This window comes from Mycobacterium sp. SA01 (genome assembly GCF_041287105.1).
Lineage (GTDB): Bacteria > Actinomycetota > Actinomycetes > Mycobacteriales > Mycobacteriaceae > Mycobacterium.
The window spans coordinates 1-16,368 of the sequence record NZ_JBGGNO010000018.1 but is presented as its reverse complement, the minus strand read 5'-3'; the positions used below and the strand labels follow the sequence as shown (position 1 = coordinate 16,368).

Below are 16,368 nucleotides of genomic sequence, written 5' to 3'. Positions count from 1 at the left end.
CTCAGGCCGGGTGCAGGCTGACCGGCACCCCCGAATAGCGGGTCATTCCGGTCGCCGGGTCCAGGTCGTCTTTACTCGTCAGCAGATTGACGTTGGCGCCGACGTGCGCGTGCGGCACCGACACCACGCCGCTGCGCACCGACGGGTCCAGTTTCGCGATCCCGGTGACTTCACCGTATTCGGTGCGCACCACCATTTTCTGGTTGTCCGCGATGCCGGCCGCCGCGGCGTCCTGCGGGCTCAGCAGAATCTCGGGCTGCTCCCCGAGATACTCCAATTGCGCGTTGACTCTTCGTAATTGGCGACGTGGCACCAACACCGGTCCCGTCGTGTGACGCAGCCCCTGTAGTTGGTCGATCAGGAGTTGCGGGGCCAGGCGCCAGCCGCCGAGACGCTCGACGTGGCGTTGCATCCACGCGGCGGGCAACTCGCGCTCGGCCTGCGCCCAACCGGTGGCGACCAGGTCGTCGTAGCTGCAGCGGCCGCCGCCGTTGAGCGCGGCCAACATCTGTTCGTCGGTCATGGTGGTGTCGGCGATGTCGTGCCCGAGCCGGGCACCGATCTCGGCGAGCACCCACCACATCGAGCGGCGCTCGCCGATCGGGGCGATCATCGCCGGGGTGTGCTGAGCGGAGATCCGCGGACTCATGAAATCCCACAGCGTGACGTCCGGCCGCTCGAGTTGGCCCGTGGTCGGTAGCACGTGGGTGGACAGCTCGGTCGTCTCGGTGGGCAGGATCTCGGTGGTCGCCAACACCTCGAGCTTGGCCAGCGCCGGGCGCAGGGTGTCGGTGGCGGGGAAACCGGTGAGCAGGCTGCCGCCGAGGTTGAGCAGCGCGCGAATGTTGCCGGCCTCGATCTCGTCGGGCAGTGTGGCGCAGGGCCATTCCCGCATGAACGCTTTCGTGTCCGGGCGGCTGGGCGGTCCCGGACGCGATTTACCCTCCGGCGGCGCGATCGGCAACTCGAACATCTCCAGCTGATAGCCGAAGCCGGGATGGAACCACTCACCGCCCGGGGTGTTCATCGATCCGGTCAGGATCAGCAGCGCCCACGAAAACCATTGCGTCACATTGGCGCTGGCCGACATGGTGACACCGGTGCCGGTGTCGATCGCGATGTGCCCGGCCCTGCGGACAGCGGCCAGCAGATCGTCGAGATCGGTGGGGTCGACGTCGGCGAGTTCGGCGGCATGCTCGCGGGTGAACGGTTCGACGGCGGAGGCCAGCAGGTCGAGATCCTGGACGGCGACGTCCGGATCGGCGCCGTCGCGCAGGATTTCGCGCACCAGGAAGGCCAGCACGGCGTAATCGGTGCCCGGACGCGGGGCCAGGTGGCGGGTCGCCAACCGGGCGGTCTCGGTACGGCGGGGATCGACGACCCAGAGCTGAGCCCGCGCGGCCAGGTCGCGGAACACCCCGCGAGGATTGGGCATGCCGACGGTATGGCCATGGGAGACAACAGGATTGCTGCCGATCAGGATGACGAGTTCGGCATACTCGTAGTCGGGACGCCCGGTGAGGCCGGCGGAGCCGCCCATCAGCTCCGCGACCAGGACCTTGGCGGTGCCGTCGATCGTCAGTGGACTGAATTTCGCGGGAGTGCCGATAGCGCGGTGCAGCGCCTCGGCGGTGCGATAGCCGGCGGCGTCCATCCCGATGCCGGTGCCGAAGTTGACGGCGACCGCTGCCGGACCGTGCTCGGCGATGATGTCTCGCAACCGGGCGCCGAGGTCGTCGAGGCAAGCCTCCCAGCTGGTTTCGGCCAGCTGTCCGCCGCCGCGCATCATCGGCCGCTCGAGCCGGTCCGGATGGTGGTGGATCAGCGGCAGCGCGCGGCCCTTCAGGCAGGTGTAGCCGCCGGAGAAGGGATTGTCCCGGTCGCCGTGGACGGCCACCACCTGATCGTCCTCGATCTCGACGAGGATGCCGCACACCGACGGGCACACCCGGCAGAAACTTCGTACTGTGCGGGAGCCGCCCGTCGCCATGTTCAGAACCGTACGCTGCGGGCAATGAATCGGAGGTGACGATGTCTCAGCTGACGGAGACCGACCCTGACGGATCCACCTGGTCGGTACGTCGCTGGTGGTGGAAGACGATCCCGTGGGAGACCGGCTTCGCCACCCTCGACGCGCTGATCTTCCTGGTCGTGCTGCCGTTCATGGTGATGTGGCCGTTCTGGCTGCTGGCCAAGTTCGTCGGCGTGCCGTGGACGATCATCATCACGCGCGACGGGACCGAGGTCGGCCGTGAGCGGGTGAAGGGCTGGAAGCGTTCCCGCGCACGGGTGGCGGAGATCGCCCGGTCGGCGCGGGAGGGGACGCTGACCGAGTTCGTCACTGCAGCGGATACAGCCGCTCCAGATTGACCACGATCGCCTCCTGTGTGCTGCGCGAGATCACGACGACGGCCGGCTCGTCCGGGTCCGGGTTCTCCTCGCGGTGCGGCAGATGTGGCGGCACGAAGATGTAGTCGCCCGGCTCGGTACTGATCCGCACCTCGTCGACACCGTCGTGGAAGACGAACTGCGGGTGCCCGCTGCGCACGAAGATCGCGGTTTCCGACTCGCCATGGTGATGGTTGGCCGACGCGACGCCGGGCCCGACGTGGGTCTCGCCCATCCACAGCTTCTCCGACCCGACCGACGCTCCGCTGATCGCGGCGAAGCGCTGCATGCCGTCGGTCTGACCGGTGCCGCCGTCGAGGTCGCCGGCCCGGACGTGGCGCACCCGGTTGCGCACCGGCTCGGTTCCGGACAGGTCGGGATGGAATGCGTCGGGGCCGCCCATGGACCGACCATAACCACGCGCGGGAGACCGCGTGTCCTGACCGGTGCTGTCCGCCCGGCCCGCTACTGTGATCGAACAGCTGTTCGTAGTCGGAAGGCGATCCGTGCGGGTGATGGGAGTCGACCCTGGGTTGACGCGCTGCGGGCTCTCGGTGATCGAGAGTCGGGGTGGCCGCCAGGTCATCGCGCTGGACGTCGACGTGGTGCGTACGCCGTCCGACGAGCCGTTGCAGCGTCGGCTGCTGACCATCAGCGACACCGTCGACCATTGGATGGACACCCATCAGCCCGACGTGGTGGCGATCGAGCGGGTGTTCGCCAACCAGAACGCCAACACCGCGATGGGCACCGCGCAGGCCGGCGGTGTGATCGCGCTGGCCGCCGCCCGCCGCGGCATCGACGTGCATTTCCACACCCCCAGTGAGGTCAAGGCGGCCGTCACCGGGAATGGCCGCGCCGACAAGGCCCAGGTCACCACGATGGTCACCCGCATCCTGCAGTTGCAGCAGAAACCGACCCCGGCCGACGCCGCCGACGCACTGGCCCTGGCGATCTGCCACTGCTGGCGCGCCCCGATGATCGCCCGCATGGCGCAGGCCGAGGCGATGGCCGCCGAACAGAAGCGGGCCTACCAGGCCCGGCTGAAGTCGGCCCGCGCGCTCAAGGCAGCGACATGATCGCCTCGGTGCGCGGCGAAGTCCTCGACATCGCGCTCGATCACGTCGTGATCGAGGCCGGCGGTGTCGGCTACAAGGTGATGGCCACCCCGTCGACGCTCGCGACGCTGCGCCGCGGCAGCGAGGCCAGGCTGATCACCGCGATGATCGTCCGTGAGGACTCCCAGACCCTGTACGGCTTCGCCGACTCCGATGCCCGCGACCTGTTCTCGACCCTGCTCGGGGTGTCCGGCGTCGGCCCCAAGATCGCGTTGGCGACACTGGCGGTCTATGACGCGACCGCGCTTCGTCAGGCGCTGGCCGACGGCGACGTGACGGCCTTGACCCGGGTGCCCGGCATCGGCAAGCGTGGCGCCGAACGGATGGTGCTGGAACTGCGGGACAAGATCGGCGCGGTCGCCGGCGGTGCGGGCATCGCCGCGGCCACCGGGCACGCGGTGCGCACTCCGGTCGTGGAAGCCCTTGTCGGACTTGGCTTTGCGCTCAAGCAGGCCGAGGAGGCCACCGACAAGGTGCTGGCGGCCGACAGTGAAGCCAACACCTCCACGGCATTGCGTGCGGCGTTGTCGCTACTGGGGAAGACCAAGTGAGCAGGTTCGACGAAGACGAGGACGGCGAGGCAGTCGACCGCGACGTGTCGCCGGCGCTGACCGTCGGCGAAGGAGATGTCGACGCCAGCCTGCGGCCCCGGTCGCTGGGGGAGTTCATCGGCCAGCCGCGGGTACGCGAGCAGCTGCAGCTGGTGCTCGAGGGCGCCAAGAACCGGGGCGGCACACCGGATCACATTCTGTTGTCCGGGCCGCCGGGGCTGGGCAAGACGTCGCTGGCGATGATCATCGCCGCCGAGCTGGGCTCCGCGTTGCGGGTGACGTCCGGTCCGGCTCTGGAACGCGCCGGTGACCTCGCCGCGATGCTGTCCAACCTGGTCGAGGGCGACGTGCTGTTCATCGACGAGATCCATCGCATCGCCCGGCCCGCCGAGGAGATGCTGTACCTGGCGATGGAGGATTTCCGGGTCGACGTCGTCGTCGGGAAAGGCCCTGGGGCGACGTCGATTCCGTTGGAGGTGGCGCCGTTCACCCTGGTCGGCGCGACCACCCGCTCCGGTGCGCTGACCGGCCCGCTGCGCGATCGCTTCGGGTTCACCGCGCACATGGACTTCTACGAACCGCCGGAACTGGAACGGGTGTTGGCCCGCTCGGCCGGGATCCTCGGCATCGAACTGGGCTCCGAGGCCGGCTCCGAGATCGCCCGCCGCTCGCGGGGCACGCCCCGCATCGCCAACCGCCTGCTGCGCCGGGTGCGCGACTACGCCGAGGTGCGCGCCGACGGGGTGATCACCCGCGATATCGCCAAAGCCGCGCTGGCCGTTTATGACGTCGACGAACTCGGCTTGGACCGGCTGGATCGCGCGGTGCTCTCGGCGCTCACCCGGAGCTTCGGCGGCGGCCCGGTCGGGGTGTCCACCCTGGCCGTCGCGGTGGGGGAGGAAGCCACCACGGTCGAAGAGGTGTGCGAGCCCTTCCTGGTCCGCGCCGGGATGATCGCGCGGACTCCCCGCGGGCGGGTGGCGACGCCACTGGCGTGGACCCACCTCGGTATGGTTGCACCACCGCGAGCCAGCGGGCTCGGTCAGTCCGGCCTGTTCGAGTGATGGGAGCGCCGATGATCATCGCCGCCTTGGTTTTCGCCGGTCTTGCCGCGCTGCTGCACGTCTACATCTTCACGATGGAGTCGCTGACCTGGACGTCGCCGCGCACCCGTAAGACGTTCGGCACCACCGCCGAAGAAGCCGAGACCACCAAATTGATGGCGCTCAACCAGGGCTTCTACAACCTGTTCCTGGCGATCGTCAGCATCGTGGGTATCGTCGCAATCACGTTGGGGCACACCGGGATCGGCGCTGCTCTGGTGTTCGCTGGTGTCGGTTCGATGCTCGCCGCGGCGGCAGTGCTGCTGGCTTCCGCGCCGGACAAGGCGCGGGCTGCGGTCACTCAGGGGGCGTTCCCGTTGATCGCGGTCGTGCTGTTGGTGATCGCGCTCGTCTGACGTCCGCGGGCACTGGTCCCAACGACTACGTGGTGCTCGTCGTGACCCGGTGCCGGGTCTGATTTCCGCCTGCCCGCTTGGCGTCGTACATCGCGGCATCGGCTGCATGCACCAGTTCGGTGAGCGCCGAGCCGGCGGCAGTGCCGATCTCGGTCAGCGGCATTGATGCAACTCCGACGCTGGCGGTCACCCCGCCGGCGGTCGCGACCGCCGCGCGGAGTCGTTCGGCGGTGTCCGCGGCGTCGTCGGGCTCGATCAGTTCGGCGATGAGGAACTCCTCGCCGCCCAGACGGGCCACCACCGAATTCATGGCGCTGGACCGGCGGAGGTTGTCGGCCACCGCGACCAGGACCGTGTCGCCGTAACCGTGGCCGTGGGCGTCGTTGATCCGCTTGAACCCGTCCAGATCGACCAGAATCACGGCCAGCCACTGTGATTGTGGCCGGTCCGCCGCGGCGATCAGCTTCAGTGCCGACTCCTCGTAGCCGCGACGGTTGCGCAGCCCGGTGAGCGGATCGGTGCTCGACATCCTCGCGTCGAGGCTCAGCAGATGCAGGAGCAACTGACTTCCGAACGGCACGGCGAGCACGGCGATCAGCACGCCCAGCACATGCCCGATAGCCATCGCGGTGTCGCCGGCGGCAGCGATCCGCACCCCGGCAAGCACGGTGGTGAGGATCGCGTTCACCAACGTCGCCGCCAACAGCCGGCCGGAGTGGTACAGGCCGACATAGCCGGCGATGGGAGCAAAGGTGGCGCACGCCAACAAGCCGGTCGCCGGCGTCCCGGCGATCAGGCATGCCAGGGTCACGCCGGCATTGGCGCCGACGGCCATCAGCGCGGATTGACGGCGGCTCGGCCAGCCGACGAGCCAAACGCACGCCCCACCGAACGACAGGGCCGACATGACGATCGCGGCGGTCCGGTGGACCTCACCCTGCGGGCCCGACGGGCTGAACAACATCACCAGGGGCACCACCCCAAGGATGATGACGACGGAGGCGATCAGGATCCTGCTGAAGCGCTGCAGGTGGCGCGCCGCGAGATAGTCGGACAACCAGTCGTACTGGCCGGGTTGGTGCCACCACCGCCGCACCCACGAGGCCATGCCCACGTCTTTGTACATACGCTCCCGAACCGGCCGCAGCCTGCCCCCCGAAGACTGGAAGCCTGAGCGGATAGTACTCGCGGGCGCGGGCGTCCGCCGGGTTAAGGTCTTTGCCGCCGAAACGACACCCGGGTCGGCGATCGTCGTCGATCGCGACCCGGGTGACGATGCGGCTCGGCTTACAGCAGGCCCAGCAACTGCAAATCGGTGATGTACTTGACGATGACCTCCGCCGACACGTGCGGAATGTCCTTGTCCGGACCGATCTTCGCGTCCTGCACCGCGGCGCGGAACCGCTCGGTCGGCGCGATCGATCCGCGCACCGGCCGTTCCGGGTGCTGGTAGTTGTGCAGCAACGGCAGCAGCGAGTACTGACGCTGCCGGTCCGGCAGTGCCCGCATCGCGGTTTCGAACCGCTGCAGCCAGCTGTCGTACTCCGCGATCCGCTGGATCGGGTAGCCGGCGTCGATCAGCCAGTCGATGAACTCGTCGAGCCCGAGGCCGTCGTCGTAGGGATTCATCACGTGATAGGTCTCGAACCCCTGGGTCACGTGCGCACCCAAGGTGGAGATCGCCTCGGCGATGAACTCCACCGGCAGGCCGTCGTAGTGCGCACGCTGACGGTTGCCGTCGGCGTCGAGTTCGTAGAACGACGCCGGTGCGATGCCGGTGGCCACCAGGCTGAGCATCATCCGGGTGAACATGTCGGGCAGGTTGAGCTGACCACCGTAGGTGGTGTCGGCAAGGATCATGTCGCAGCGGAACACCGACACCGGAAGGCCGCACAGGTCGTTGGCCTCACGCAGCAGTACTTCGCCGGCCCACTTGCTGTTGCCGTACCCGTTGGCGTACGAGTCGTCGACCGCGCGGGTCGCGCTGATCTCGCGGATGTCGCCGTCCTCGACGAAGCGCCCCGGCGCGATCCCCGCACCGACACCGATCGTCGAGACGTAGACGAACGGCTTGAGCCGGGTGGTCAGCGCGATCCGGATGAGCTCAGCGGTACCAACGGCGTTGGGCCCGAACAACTCCCGGTAGGGCAGCACATGGTTGACCAGCGCGGCCGGGTCGACGATCAGGTCGACGGTGTCGGCCAATCGCTGCCACGTGGCCCCGTCGAGGCCGAGGTTCTCCTCACCTTTGTCGCCGGCGATGACCTCGAGGTGCTCGGCGGCCAGCTTCCGATAGTGCGCCAGAAGTTTGGGGTCGCCGCTGTCGAACGTGGCATCCAGCCGGGCGCGCGCGGCCTCGTCATCCTTGGCGCGGACCAGGCAGATCACCTTGCCGTCCACCAGGTCCATCCGCTCGAGCCAATCCAGTGCCAGGTAGCGACCCAGGAATCCGGTTGCGCCGGTGAGCAATACGGTGCGGATCTCGCTGGCCGGACCGGGCAGCTGCGGTGCGGCGGCCAGGGTGGCGGCATCGATGAAGCGATCCAGCGTCAGATCACGGGCATGTGCTTCAGTGGCGCCGGCGCCGTGAACCGAGGCGAACGTCGGGCGCTTACTGCCGGAGTTGCGCTCACTGTCGATGTAGGCGGCGATGGCCTGCAGGTCGTTGGCCGGGCTGACGATCACACCCACCGGCACCTCGATATCGAAGATCTCGTTGAGCAGATTGGCGAATGTCAACGCCGACAGCGAGTCTCCGCCGAGGTCGGTGAAGTGGGCATCGGGCTGCAGGTCGGCCGCCGCGGCTCCCAGCAGCGCGCCGGCGGCGCGGGTGATGGTCGCCAGCGCGGGGGCGTCGGCACCGCTCTGCCGCAGCTCCCGCAGCTCGTCGGCCTGACCTTCGGCGAGATCGACATAGAGCTGCTCGAGGGCGGAGCCGTAGCGTTCCTTCAGGCGCGGCCAGGCCAGCTTGCGGATACCGGTCAGCAGTCCGTTCTCTACGGTGAAAGGCGTTGTCTCGACCAGGAAGTCACGCGGGATCTCGTAGGACTGCAACCGCGCGTTCCGCGCGGCGTCCTGCAGCGAGTCGGCGATCAGGGCCTTGAGCTCAGCCGCGTCGTGATCGGCCACCGCTTCGGCGGTCGGCACCACGACGGCCAGCAGGTAGGGCCGGGCGCTGTTGCCGTACAAGTAGATCTGGTGCACCAGCGGGCTGCGCCCGAACGCGGCCTCCAGTTTGGAGACCGTGACGAACTCGCCCTGCGACAACTTGAGAACATTGTTGCGCCGGTCCACATACTGCAGATGGTCGGGCGCGGTCTCGGCGACGATGTCGCCGGTGCGGTAGAAGCCGTCCTCGTCGAACATCGCTGCGGTGACCTCGGGCCGCTTGTAATAGCCCGGGAACAGTTGCGTCGACTTCACCAACAGCTCGCCGCGCGGATGTGGCAGATCGGTACCGAAGTACCCCAGCTCCGGGACATCGACCAGCTTGTAGTCGGTCACCGGCGGGCGGCGCACCATCCCGTCGACGAACACGGCGCCGGCCTCGGTGGAACCGTAGCCCTCGACCAGGTGCATGTCGAGGAACTTCTCGACCCACTCTTTGAGTTCCGGTGCGATCGGCGCCGAGCCGGTGAGCGCGGAGACGAACCGGTCACCCAGCAGGCTGGCGCGCTTCTCTGCCAGCACCTCGGCCTCGGCGGCCTCGCCTGCGCGGCGGTCGACATCGCTTTGCACTTCTTGATGGATCATGTCCCATACCCGGGGAACCAGGTTCAGCTGCGTCGGGCGGGTCAAAGCCAAGTCCTCGAGGAACGTCGACAGGTCGGGCCGTGCGGCGAAATAGACTGTGCCACCGGTGCTCAACGCTCCATACAGTGCGCCGCGGCCCATCACGTGGCTCATCGGCATGAAGCTCAGCACGATCGACGGGTAAGCGCCCTGCTTGTCGTCCCAATGCGCCGCGGCGGCAAGCCACATGTCGGCGACCTTGGACGCCGGATACATCGCACCCTTCGGGGCGCCGGTGCTTCCGGAGGTGTAGATCAGCAGAGCCAGCGGGTCGTCCCCGGCATTGTCCGCATCGACAACCGAACTGTCTGCGCCACGGGTGATCTCGTCGGCCAGGGTGGTCACGGTAATGCTGGTGCCGGTCAGGCGGTCACGGGCGGCGGCCAACGCGTCGCGCTGGTCGTCGACCTCTGGCCGAAAGTCGAAGACCACGAGGCTTTTCGGTGCCGGGCCGGTGAGGACGAGCTCGACGGCGTCATCGAGGTTGTCGATGCTCGAGGCGACAAGTACAGGTTCGGTCTCGGCGATGATCGGTGTCAGCGCGGCCGCACCGGCACTGGTCTGCAGCGGCACCGACACCGCGCCGAGCTGCGTCAGCGCGAGGTCGATGGTCGTGTAGTCGACACTGGTGAATCCGAGGATCGCGACGCGGTCGCCCACGGCGACGGGGTCGGCTGACCACGCTCCGGCGACCGCCCGCACCCGATCCCATAGTTGCCGATAGGTGATGGTGTCGAACGCCTGCATCAGCTCGGCGGTGGTGCGTCGGGTCTGCGGATCCGCCACGAACCTCACCGCCCGCTGGCCCACGGCGGGGCGGTCGGCGTAGCCGTCGAAAATGGTCGCGATGACGGCGGAAAGAGGCAGGCCGGGGGTGGCGGCGGCCGCGGTCACCTGCGGGTCGGGTGCGGCCGCGGCGAACTGGGGGTCGGAGGTGTACAGATCGGCAACGCGCTGCTCAAACCGGGCTTCGCGAGTATCAGTCGGCATGACGAGACTCCATCAACGAACTAGAGAAAGAAAGATTGGCGGGCGCCTCGTTGCGCCCAAATTAAACTACGTTAGCAAAACTAACGTTATTCCTCGGTCACGGTCGATGCTAGGAACCAGTCCTGTGAACTTGCTCTCTGTCCGGCCGCACCAGCGCCGTTAGAGCTGCGCGACGCCCGGGTACCCGATCCTCATCTCGGGACACACCCTTGAGTCAAGGAGGCGTCATGAAAGACGTAGACACCCGCCTGGATCCGCGTGCGGGCCGGATGGAGATCGCGCGCAGCCGCGGCGCGGCCAGTGGATTTCTGCTTGTACTGCTGGGGCTCTGGGGAGCGCTGATTCCGTTCGTCGGGCCGTACTTCGACTTCGCCTATGCTCCGGACTCGCCATGGGCCTGGACCGCGGCCCGCGGCTGGCTCGAGGTCCTGCCCGGCGCGGTCGCGGTCCTTGGCGGAGTGCTGTTGCTGATGTCGCGCAACCGGGCGACCGCTCTGCTCGGCGGCTGGCTGGCTGTTGTCGCCGGCGCCTGGTTCGTGGTGGGCCGGCTCTTCGCCGGCCCCTGGGGCCTCGGCGGCGTCGGCGCACCGGTGGCCAGTAGCACGGCCGGCCAGGTTGCGATCGAGCTGGCGTTCTGGAGCGGGCTCGGCGCACTGATCATCTTCTTCGGCGCGGTGGCGTTGGGCCGGGTGTCGGTGCACAGCGTGCGTGACGTGCGCTACGCGACGCGGCCGGTGGTCGCGGAAACCGTTGCCGGTGAGCCGGTTGACGCGGCTACCACGAGCGAGCCCGTGGTCGAGGCGCACCATCGCCGGGCCCCCGACGTGGACGACGAAGAGCCACGCCGCCGTCGCGGCTTGCGTGACATGTTCGGCGGTTCGCGCCGGACCCCGGTCGCGCACTAGGAATCCGGTTGAGCGCCGCCCGCGGCCCATCAGAGTCGGCGGGCGGCGCGTAACCGATGGCCCGTAACCGATGTCACTGTGCGATGTGCACCACATCGGTGATGGGATCCGGTCGGATTCGGGACACAGTGGTAGCCATGGCCGCACCGTTCGTTCCCGACGAAGACTTCATCCGGATATCCGATATCTGTACCGCTTTGGGTGTGCCGGACGACGATCGGGTGCTGTTCTGGCGGTGGGCCGACGAACTGCCCAGCGGCCGGGCGGTCGACGAATTGAATTGCTACGTCGACGTTCTCATTGCCGAGCGGTGCCGGCGACCAGCGGATGACGAACTGGGCCGGCTCGTCATGGCGGACCTGACCGACGACGAGATCCGCCGCCGGATTGCCGACGTGGTGGCCAAGCCCGAGGCGCGACTCAGCCGGTGTAGGCCATCACGTGCTTGATGCGCGTGTAGTCCTCAAGTGAGTACATCGACAGATCTTTGCCGTGGCCTGACGACTTGAAACCGCCATGCGGCATTTCGGCGACCAGTGGAATGTGCGTGTTGATCCATACGCATCCGAAATCCAGCGCATTGGACACCCGAAGGGCGCGCGACACGTTCGAGGTCCACACCGACGAGGCCAGGCCGTACTCCACGCCATTCGCCCAGCGGAGCGCCTCGTCCTCGTCGGCGAACGACTGCACGGTGATCACCGGCCCGAAGATCTCCTCCTGGACGTGCCGGTCGTCCTGGCGCAGGCCGCCGATCACCGTTGGTTCAATGTAGAAACCCTTGTCGCCCTGGCGTTTTCCGCCGGCTGCGACCGTCGCATGAGCCGGGACGTCGGACAGGAACCCCAGCACCCGGTCGAGCTGATCGGCGTTGTTGACCGGCGGCACCCAGGCATCCTCGTCGTCGGCGGCGCGCCCGAACGTCGTGGCCGCGGCCGCGGCCTGTTCGGCCAGCGCGGCGGTGAGGTCCTCGGCCACCCCCGCGCGGGCCAGCACCCGGGTGGCCGCGGTGCAGTCCTGGCCGGCGTTGAAGTATCCGGCCGTCGCGATTCCCTCTGCGGCGGCGGCGATGTCGGCGTCGTCGAACACGATCACCGGCGCTTTGCCGCCGAGTTCGAGGTGGGTGCGTTTGAGGTGGCCGCCGGCGCTGACCGCGACCGCACGCCCTGCGGCGACCGATCCGGTGATCGACACCATCTGGGGGGTCGGGTGCGCGACGACGCCTGCGCCCGTCACCCGGTCACCGCACACGACGTTGAGCACACCGGGCCCGAAGTGCCTCGCGGCGATCTCGGCCAGCATCACCGTGGTGACGGGGGTGGTGTCACTGGGTTTGAGCACGACGGTGTTGCCTGCGGCGATCGCGGGGCAGAACTTCCAGATCGCCATCATCATCGGATAGTTCCAGGGCGCGACCTGCCCGATCACCCCAACCGGCTCACGACGGATCCACGAGGTGTGGTCGGCCAGGTATTCGCCCGCCGATTTGCCCTCCAGAATCCTTGCCGCACCGGCGAAGAACCGGATCTGGTCGAGCATCGGGGGGATCTCTTCGGCCAGCGTGACGTGATTGGGCTTGCCGGTGTTGCGCCCCTCGGCGGCAACCAGGCTGTCCGCCTGCTTTTCGACGTCGTCGGCGAAATCCAGCAGCGCCTTCTGCCGCTGCGAGGGTGTGGTGCGCTTCCAGTCGGTGAACGCCCGGCTCGCCGCGGCGTACGCGTTGTCGATGTCCTGTTCCGTGGAAATCGGCGCGGTGCCGTACTTTTCGCCGGTGGACGGGTCGACGATCGGCATCGTCGCCCCGCTCACCGAGTCGACGAGCTCGCCGTTGATGAAGTTCTGGGTCATCGAAGGCCGGCGAGAATCTCGGCCAGCACGTCGAGTCCCTCGGTCAGCAGCTCGTCGCTGATCGCCAGCGGCGGCAGGAACCGCAGCACATTGCCGTATGTCCCACACGTCAGCACCACCACGCCCTGGGCGTGCGCGGTGGCCGCCAGCGTCTTGGCGAGTTCCGGATCCGGTTCGGCGGTACCGGATTTCACCAACTCGACGGCGATCATCGCGCCCCGACCGCGCACATCGCCGATGCGGTCGTCGTCGGCCTGCATCCGGCCGAGCTTGTCCTTCATCACCGCTTCGATCTGCTTGGCCCGATCCACCAGGCCGTCGAGTTCGATGGTCTCGATGGTGGCCAGCGCGGCCGCACAGGCCAGGGGATTACCGCCGTAGGTGCCACCGAGACCGCTGACGTGCGGGGCGTCCAGGATCTCCGCGCGCCCGGTCACCGCCGACAGCGGCAGACCGTCGGCGATGCCCTTGGCCGTCACGATCAGATCCGGCTCGATGCCCTCGTCCTCGCAGGCGAACATCGTGCCGGTGCGGGCGAACCCGGTCTGGACCTCGTCGGCGATGAACACCACGTTGTTCTCCGAACACCACGCCCGCAGTGTCGGCAGGAACCCGGGTGCGGGAACGATGAAGCCGCCCTCGCCCTGGATCGGCTCGATGATCACCGCGGCCAGATTGGCCGCGCCGATCTGCTTGTCGATGACGTTCAGCGCCCGCTCGGCGGCAAGTTCACCGTCGGTGGCCCATTCCTTGTCGATCAGCCCGTCGCGGAAGGGGTAGGAGAGTGGGGCACGGTAGATCTCGGGGGCGAATGGGCCGAACCCGCTCTTGTAGGGCATCGACTTCGCGGTCAGCGCCATCGTCAGGTTGGTGCGCCCGTGATAGGCGTGGTCGAAGGCCACCACCGCGGTCTTGCGGGTGTAGGAGCGGGCGATCTTGACCGCGTTCTCCACGGCTTCGGATCCGGAGTTGAACAACGCGGAGCGCTTCTCGTAGGAGCCCGGGGTGAGCCGGTTGAGGTGCTCGGCGACGGCGACGTACTCCTCGTACGGCGTCACCATGAAGCAGGTGTGGGTGAAGTCGGCGACCTGCGCCTGTACGGCTTCGACCACCCGCGGCGACGCGTTGCCGATCGTCGTGACCGCGATGCCCGAGCCGAGGTCGATCAAACGGTTGCCGTCGACGTCTTCGATGATTCCGCCACCGGCACGCGCGGTGAAGACCGGCATCGTGACGCCGACGCCGTGCGATACCGCGGCGACCCTGCGCTTGCTCAGTTCGATGGACCCGGGGCCGGGAATCTCGGTGACGAGTTTGCGGCTCTGCTCGAGGGTGGTCACTTTCGGTCTCCTAGGCGAGTGGCTGGCGCGACGAGGGCATGTCGAGCCTAGTCGCGTGACAGCGCGATGCAACTGAAAACTTAGCCCCACGGGCTATTGAACAATGGATTGCGTCGCCTGAGGCCACTCAATCAACGCAATCAGTCGGACCCGGCCGCGGGAAAGGGTGTGCCGTCGACCCGGTCGACGGTGGCGAACGATTCCACCGGCTGGCGGGTCAGTCGTCTAACCTGGCGAACCGGGTGACCCAGCGCGATCACCGCCGCCAGCGCCAACGGTCCCTCGGCGCCGAGCAGGCGCTTGACCTCGTCTTCTTCCCTGATGAGCATCGTGGTCAGCACGCCGCCGATCCCTTCTGCGCGGGCGGCCAGCAGGATGCTCCAGGCGAAGGGGTAGACCGAGGCGCCGCCGGCCAGTGAATAGCGGTCGAGATCTCGGTCGACGGCCGCCAGCTGCGACAGGTCCGCGAACAACGCCAGCAGAACGGGCACCTCGTCGAGGTGGGCGGCCAAGCCGCTTGCCGCCGCCTGCTCGGCCTGCCCGGTGCCGGCGGCCAGAGCGGACGTCTCGGCGGCGGGGTCGTTGACCGGTGCCCACGGCCGCAGCCCGGCCGCGGTGAGTGCCAGGTACTCGACCCACGGCTGTCGATACAGCTCACGCAGACGTCCGCGGACCGCGCGATCCTTCACCACGACCAGGCGCCAGGCCTGCGCGTTGGCGCCGCTGGGCGCGAAGCGCGCGGTGTCGAGGATGCGTGCCAGCACCGCGTCGTCGACCGGCTCGTCGGTGAACTCGCGCACCGACCCGGTGCTGCGCAGGGCATCAATCAGGTCCATCCGACCATCTTCCACCGGCGGTGCCGGTCCAAGCCGGACCGGCGCAATGGCAGACTGGTCAGCTATGAAGCCCGCGACCTGATGGTCGCGGCGCGCTGAACCCGGCATCCGAAACGAAAGAATTGTTCCGCCATGGACCTGCTCGTCTTCCTGCCCCTGATCATCATCATGGGCGCATTCATGTATTTCGCCTCCCGGCGCCAGCGCAAGGCCATGCAGGCCACCATCGACCTGCATGAGTCCTTGACTGTCGGCGACCGGGTGCACACCACCTCCGGCCTTCAGGCCACGATCACCGGGATCACCGACGACACCGTCGACCTCGAGATCGCCCCCGGCGTCGTGACCACCTGGATGAAACTGGCCATCCGCGACCGCATCGAGGACGAGGCCGACGACACCGACGACGAGACGAGTGGGGCCACCGAGCTCACCGAGTCCGACGCGGACCGCCTGACCAAAGACTGATCGCCAGGCTCGCCACGTACCCTCTAGCGGGAGTTGAAGAGGACCGCATCCGCGGGACGGGGCACTGAGATCTGTAGCGGGACCCAGCGGGTCGCGGCACAACCTAGGAGAGACAACAACGTGGCATCGTCTTCGGCGCCGGTGCATCCCTACCGATGGCTGGCGCTGTTCCTGGTCTTGCTCATCGGGGTGTACCTGCTGGTCTTCCTCACCGGAGACAAACGCTCGAGCCCCAAGCTGGGCATCGACCTGCAGGGCGGGACCCGCGTCACCCTGACCGCACGCACCCCGGACGGCTCCCGTCCCACGCGCGACGCGTTGAATCAGGCTCAGCAGATCATCGGCGCCCGCGTCAACGGTCTTGGCGTGTCGGGCTCGGAAGTCGTGATCGACGGCGACAACCTCGTCATCACCGTTCCCGGTAACGACGGCAACGAGGCCCGCAATCTGGGTCAGACCGCCCGGCTGTTCATCCGCCCGGTGATCGGTCAGCCGATCCCGGTCGAGGCCATCAAGCAGCAGATGCAGGCGGCGGGCGTGCCCGGCGCCGGCGGGCCCGGCGGACGCCTGCCGCCGGTTGTGGCAGATGTCGGAGAGCCTCACCGGAGTCACCTATCCCGCTGTGGAGCCCGCGTGTTGACCCGGTACCGCATGGACGTCGTGTGCGCCACCA

The 16,368-nt window shown here is 68.0% G+C and carries 15 protein-coding genes and 1 pseudogene; 9 read left to right on the top strand and 7 right to left on the bottom strand.

The features are described 5' to 3' along the window. Position 1: 1 nt before the first annotated feature. The gene (locus AB4879_RS13050; protein ID WP_370507912.1) at positions 2–1,990 is read right to left on the bottom strand and encodes a molybdopterin-dependent oxidoreductase; all 1,989 of its coding nucleotides are present in this window, start codon (positions 1,988–1,990) and stop codon (positions 2–4) included. A gap of 41 nt (positions 1,991–2,031) precedes the next feature. Here AB4879_RS13050 and AB4879_RS13045 point away from each other — a divergent pair, with 41 nt between their 5' ends. Next, entirely contained in the window at positions 2,032–2,370 is a 339-nt protein-coding gene (locus AB4879_RS13045) for a hypothetical protein (RefSeq protein WP_370507911.1), read from the top strand. Here the strand turns inward: AB4879_RS13045 and AB4879_RS13040 are convergent. Continuing rightward, the gene (locus AB4879_RS13040) at positions 2,339–2,791 is read right to left on the bottom strand and encodes a cupin domain-containing protein (RefSeq protein WP_370507910.1); all 453 of its coding nucleotides are present in this window, start codon (positions 2,789–2,791) and stop codon (positions 2,339–2,341) included. The genes AB4879_RS13045 and AB4879_RS13040 overlap by 32 nt on opposite strands. A gap of 103 nt (positions 2,792–2,894) precedes the next feature. Here AB4879_RS13040 and ruvC point away from each other — a divergent pair, with 103 nt between their 5' ends. Genes ruvC through AB4879_RS13020 form a run of 4 tightly spaced genes read left to right on the top strand, consistent with a single transcriptional unit; the run spans position 2,895 to position 5,516 of the window. After that, a complete protein-coding gene (gene ruvC, locus AB4879_RS13035) occupies positions 2,895–3,467 on the top strand; it encodes a crossover junction endodeoxyribonuclease RuvC (RefSeq protein WP_102806777.1) in 573 nt (190 codons plus the stop codon). After that, positions 3,464–4,057 carry a Holliday junction branch migration protein RuvA gene (gene ruvA, locus AB4879_RS13030; protein ID WP_102806710.1) on the top strand — a complete coding sequence of 198 codons (594 nt, stop codon included), beginning with the start codon at positions 3,464–3,466 and terminating at the stop codon, positions 4,055–4,057. The genes ruvC and ruvA overlap by 4 nt, the downstream gene beginning before the upstream one ends. After that, positions 4,054–5,121: a Holliday junction branch migration DNA helicase RuvB gene (ruvB, locus tag AB4879_RS13025; protein WP_036338304.1), complete on the top strand. Its 1,068-nt coding sequence runs from the start codon at positions 4,054–4,056 to the stop codon at positions 5,119–5,121. Before ruvA ends, ruvB begins: the two co-directional genes overlap by 4 nt. An 11-nt stretch (positions 5,122–5,132) precedes the next feature. Then, a complete protein-coding gene (locus AB4879_RS13020) occupies positions 5,133–5,516 on the top strand; it encodes a DUF1304 domain-containing protein (RefSeq protein WP_370507909.1) in 384 nt (127 codons plus the stop codon). Positions 5,517–5,541: 25 nt separating this feature from the next. Here the strand turns inward: AB4879_RS13020 and AB4879_RS13015 are convergent, their stop codons facing one another. Together AB4879_RS13015 and car are read right to left on the bottom strand one after the other, a co-directional pair. Further along, on the bottom strand, positions 5,542–6,624 hold the full coding sequence (locus AB4879_RS13015) for a diguanylate cyclase domain-containing protein (protein ID WP_370507908.1): 1,083 nt from the start codon (positions 6,622–6,624) through the stop codon (positions 5,542–5,544). 179 nt (positions 6,625–6,803) lie between these two features. After that, positions 6,804–10,298: a carboxylic acid reductase gene (car, locus tag AB4879_RS13010; protein ID WP_370507907.1), complete on the bottom strand. Its 3,495-nt coding sequence runs from the start codon at positions 10,296–10,298 to the stop codon at positions 6,804–6,806. Between the two features lie 227 nt (positions 10,299–10,525). Here car and AB4879_RS13005 point away from each other — a divergent pair, with 227 nt between their 5' ends. Next, positions 10,526–11,203 carry a hypothetical protein gene (locus AB4879_RS13005; RefSeq protein ID WP_370507906.1) on the top strand — a complete coding sequence of 226 codons (678 nt, stop codon included), beginning with the start codon at positions 10,526–10,528 and terminating at the stop codon, positions 11,201–11,203. A 137-nt stretch (positions 11,204–11,340) separates the two neighbouring features. Next, the gene (locus AB4879_RS13000) at positions 11,341–11,652 is read left to right on the top strand and encodes a hypothetical protein (RefSeq protein ID WP_102806716.1); all 312 of its coding nucleotides are present in this window, start codon (positions 11,341–11,343) and stop codon (positions 11,650–11,652) included. Here AB4879_RS13000 and AB4879_RS12995 read toward each other — a convergent pair. The 3 genes from AB4879_RS12995 to AB4879_RS12985 form a co-directional block, all read right to left on the bottom strand. Then, positions 11,624–13,051, bottom strand: coding sequence for a gamma-aminobutyraldehyde dehydrogenase (locus tag AB4879_RS12995; RefSeq protein WP_370507905.1), 1,428 nt, complete (start codon positions 13,049–13,051; stop codon positions 11,624–11,626). The two genes, AB4879_RS13000 and AB4879_RS12995, sit on opposite strands and share 29 nt — an antisense overlap. Beyond that, complete coding sequence (gene gabT, locus AB4879_RS12990) at positions 13,048–14,391, bottom strand: 4-aminobutyrate--2-oxoglutarate transaminase (protein ID WP_370507904.1); 1,344 nt, start codon at positions 14,389–14,391, stop codon at positions 13,048–13,050. The genes AB4879_RS12995 and gabT overlap by 4 nt, the downstream gene beginning before the upstream one ends. Before the next feature lie 140 nt (positions 14,392–14,531). Continuing rightward, a complete protein-coding gene (locus AB4879_RS12985; protein WP_370507903.1) occupies positions 14,532–15,227 on the bottom strand; it encodes a nitroreductase family protein in 696 nt (231 codons plus the stop codon). Positions 15,228–15,359: 132 nt separating this feature from the next. On the opposite strand from AB4879_RS12985, the gene yajC reads away from it, so the two are divergent. After that, a complete protein-coding gene (yajC, locus tag AB4879_RS12980; protein WP_102806720.1) occupies positions 15,360–15,695 on the top strand; it encodes a preprotein translocase subunit YajC in 336 nt (111 codons plus the stop codon). 120 nt (positions 15,696–15,815) lie between these two features. Next, positions 15,816–16,368: pseudogene (locus AB4879_RS12975) on the top strand (hypothetical protein); the annotation flags it as partial.

What these genes read in the sequence shown, in the direction of transcription:
- AB4879_RS13050 (WP_370507912.1), bottom strand. Translation starts at nt 1,990, where the DNA reads ATGGCGACGGGCGGCTCCCGCACAGTACGAAGTTTCTGCCGGGTGTGC.
- AB4879_RS13045 (WP_370507911.1), top strand. Translation starts at nt 2,032, where the DNA reads ATGTCTCAGCTGACGGAGACCGACCCTGACGGATCCACCTGGTCGGTA.
- AB4879_RS13040 (WP_370507910.1), bottom strand. Translation starts at nt 2,791, where the DNA reads ATGGGCGGCCCCGACGCATTCCATCCCGACCTGTCCGGAACCGAGCCG.
- ruvA (WP_102806710.1), top strand. Translation starts at nt 3,464, where the DNA reads ATGATCGCCTCGGTGCGCGGCGAAGTCCTCGACATCGCGCTCGATCAC.
- AB4879_RS13020 (WP_370507909.1), top strand. Translation starts at nt 5,133, where the DNA reads ATGATCATCGCCGCCTTGGTTTTCGCCGGTCTTGCCGCGCTGCTGCAC.
- AB4879_RS13015 (WP_370507908.1), bottom strand. Translation starts at nt 6,624, where the DNA reads ATGGCCTCGTGGGTGCGGCGGTGGTGGCACCAACCCGGCCAGTACGAC.
- car (WP_370507907.1), bottom strand. Translation starts at nt 10,298, where the DNA reads ATGCCGACTGATACTCGCGAAGCCCGGTTTGAGCAGCGCGTTGCCGAT.
- AB4879_RS13005 (WP_370507906.1), top strand. Translation starts at nt 10,526, where the DNA reads ATGAAAGACGTAGACACCCGCCTGGATCCGCGTGCGGGCCGGATGGAG.
- AB4879_RS13000 (WP_102806716.1), top strand. Translation starts at nt 11,341, where the DNA reads ATGGCCGCACCGTTCGTTCCCGACGAAGACTTCATCCGGATATCCGAT.
- AB4879_RS12995 (WP_370507905.1), bottom strand. Translation starts at nt 13,051, where the DNA reads ATGACCCAGAACTTCATCAACGGCGAGCTCGTCGACTCGGTGAGCGGG.
- AB4879_RS12985 (WP_370507903.1), bottom strand. Translation starts at nt 15,227, where the DNA reads ATGGACCTGATTGATGCCCTGCGCAGCACCGGGTCGGTGCGCGAGTTC.
- yajC (WP_102806720.1), top strand. Translation starts at nt 15,360, where the DNA reads ATGGACCTGCTCGTCTTCCTGCCCCTGATCATCATCATGGGCGCATTC.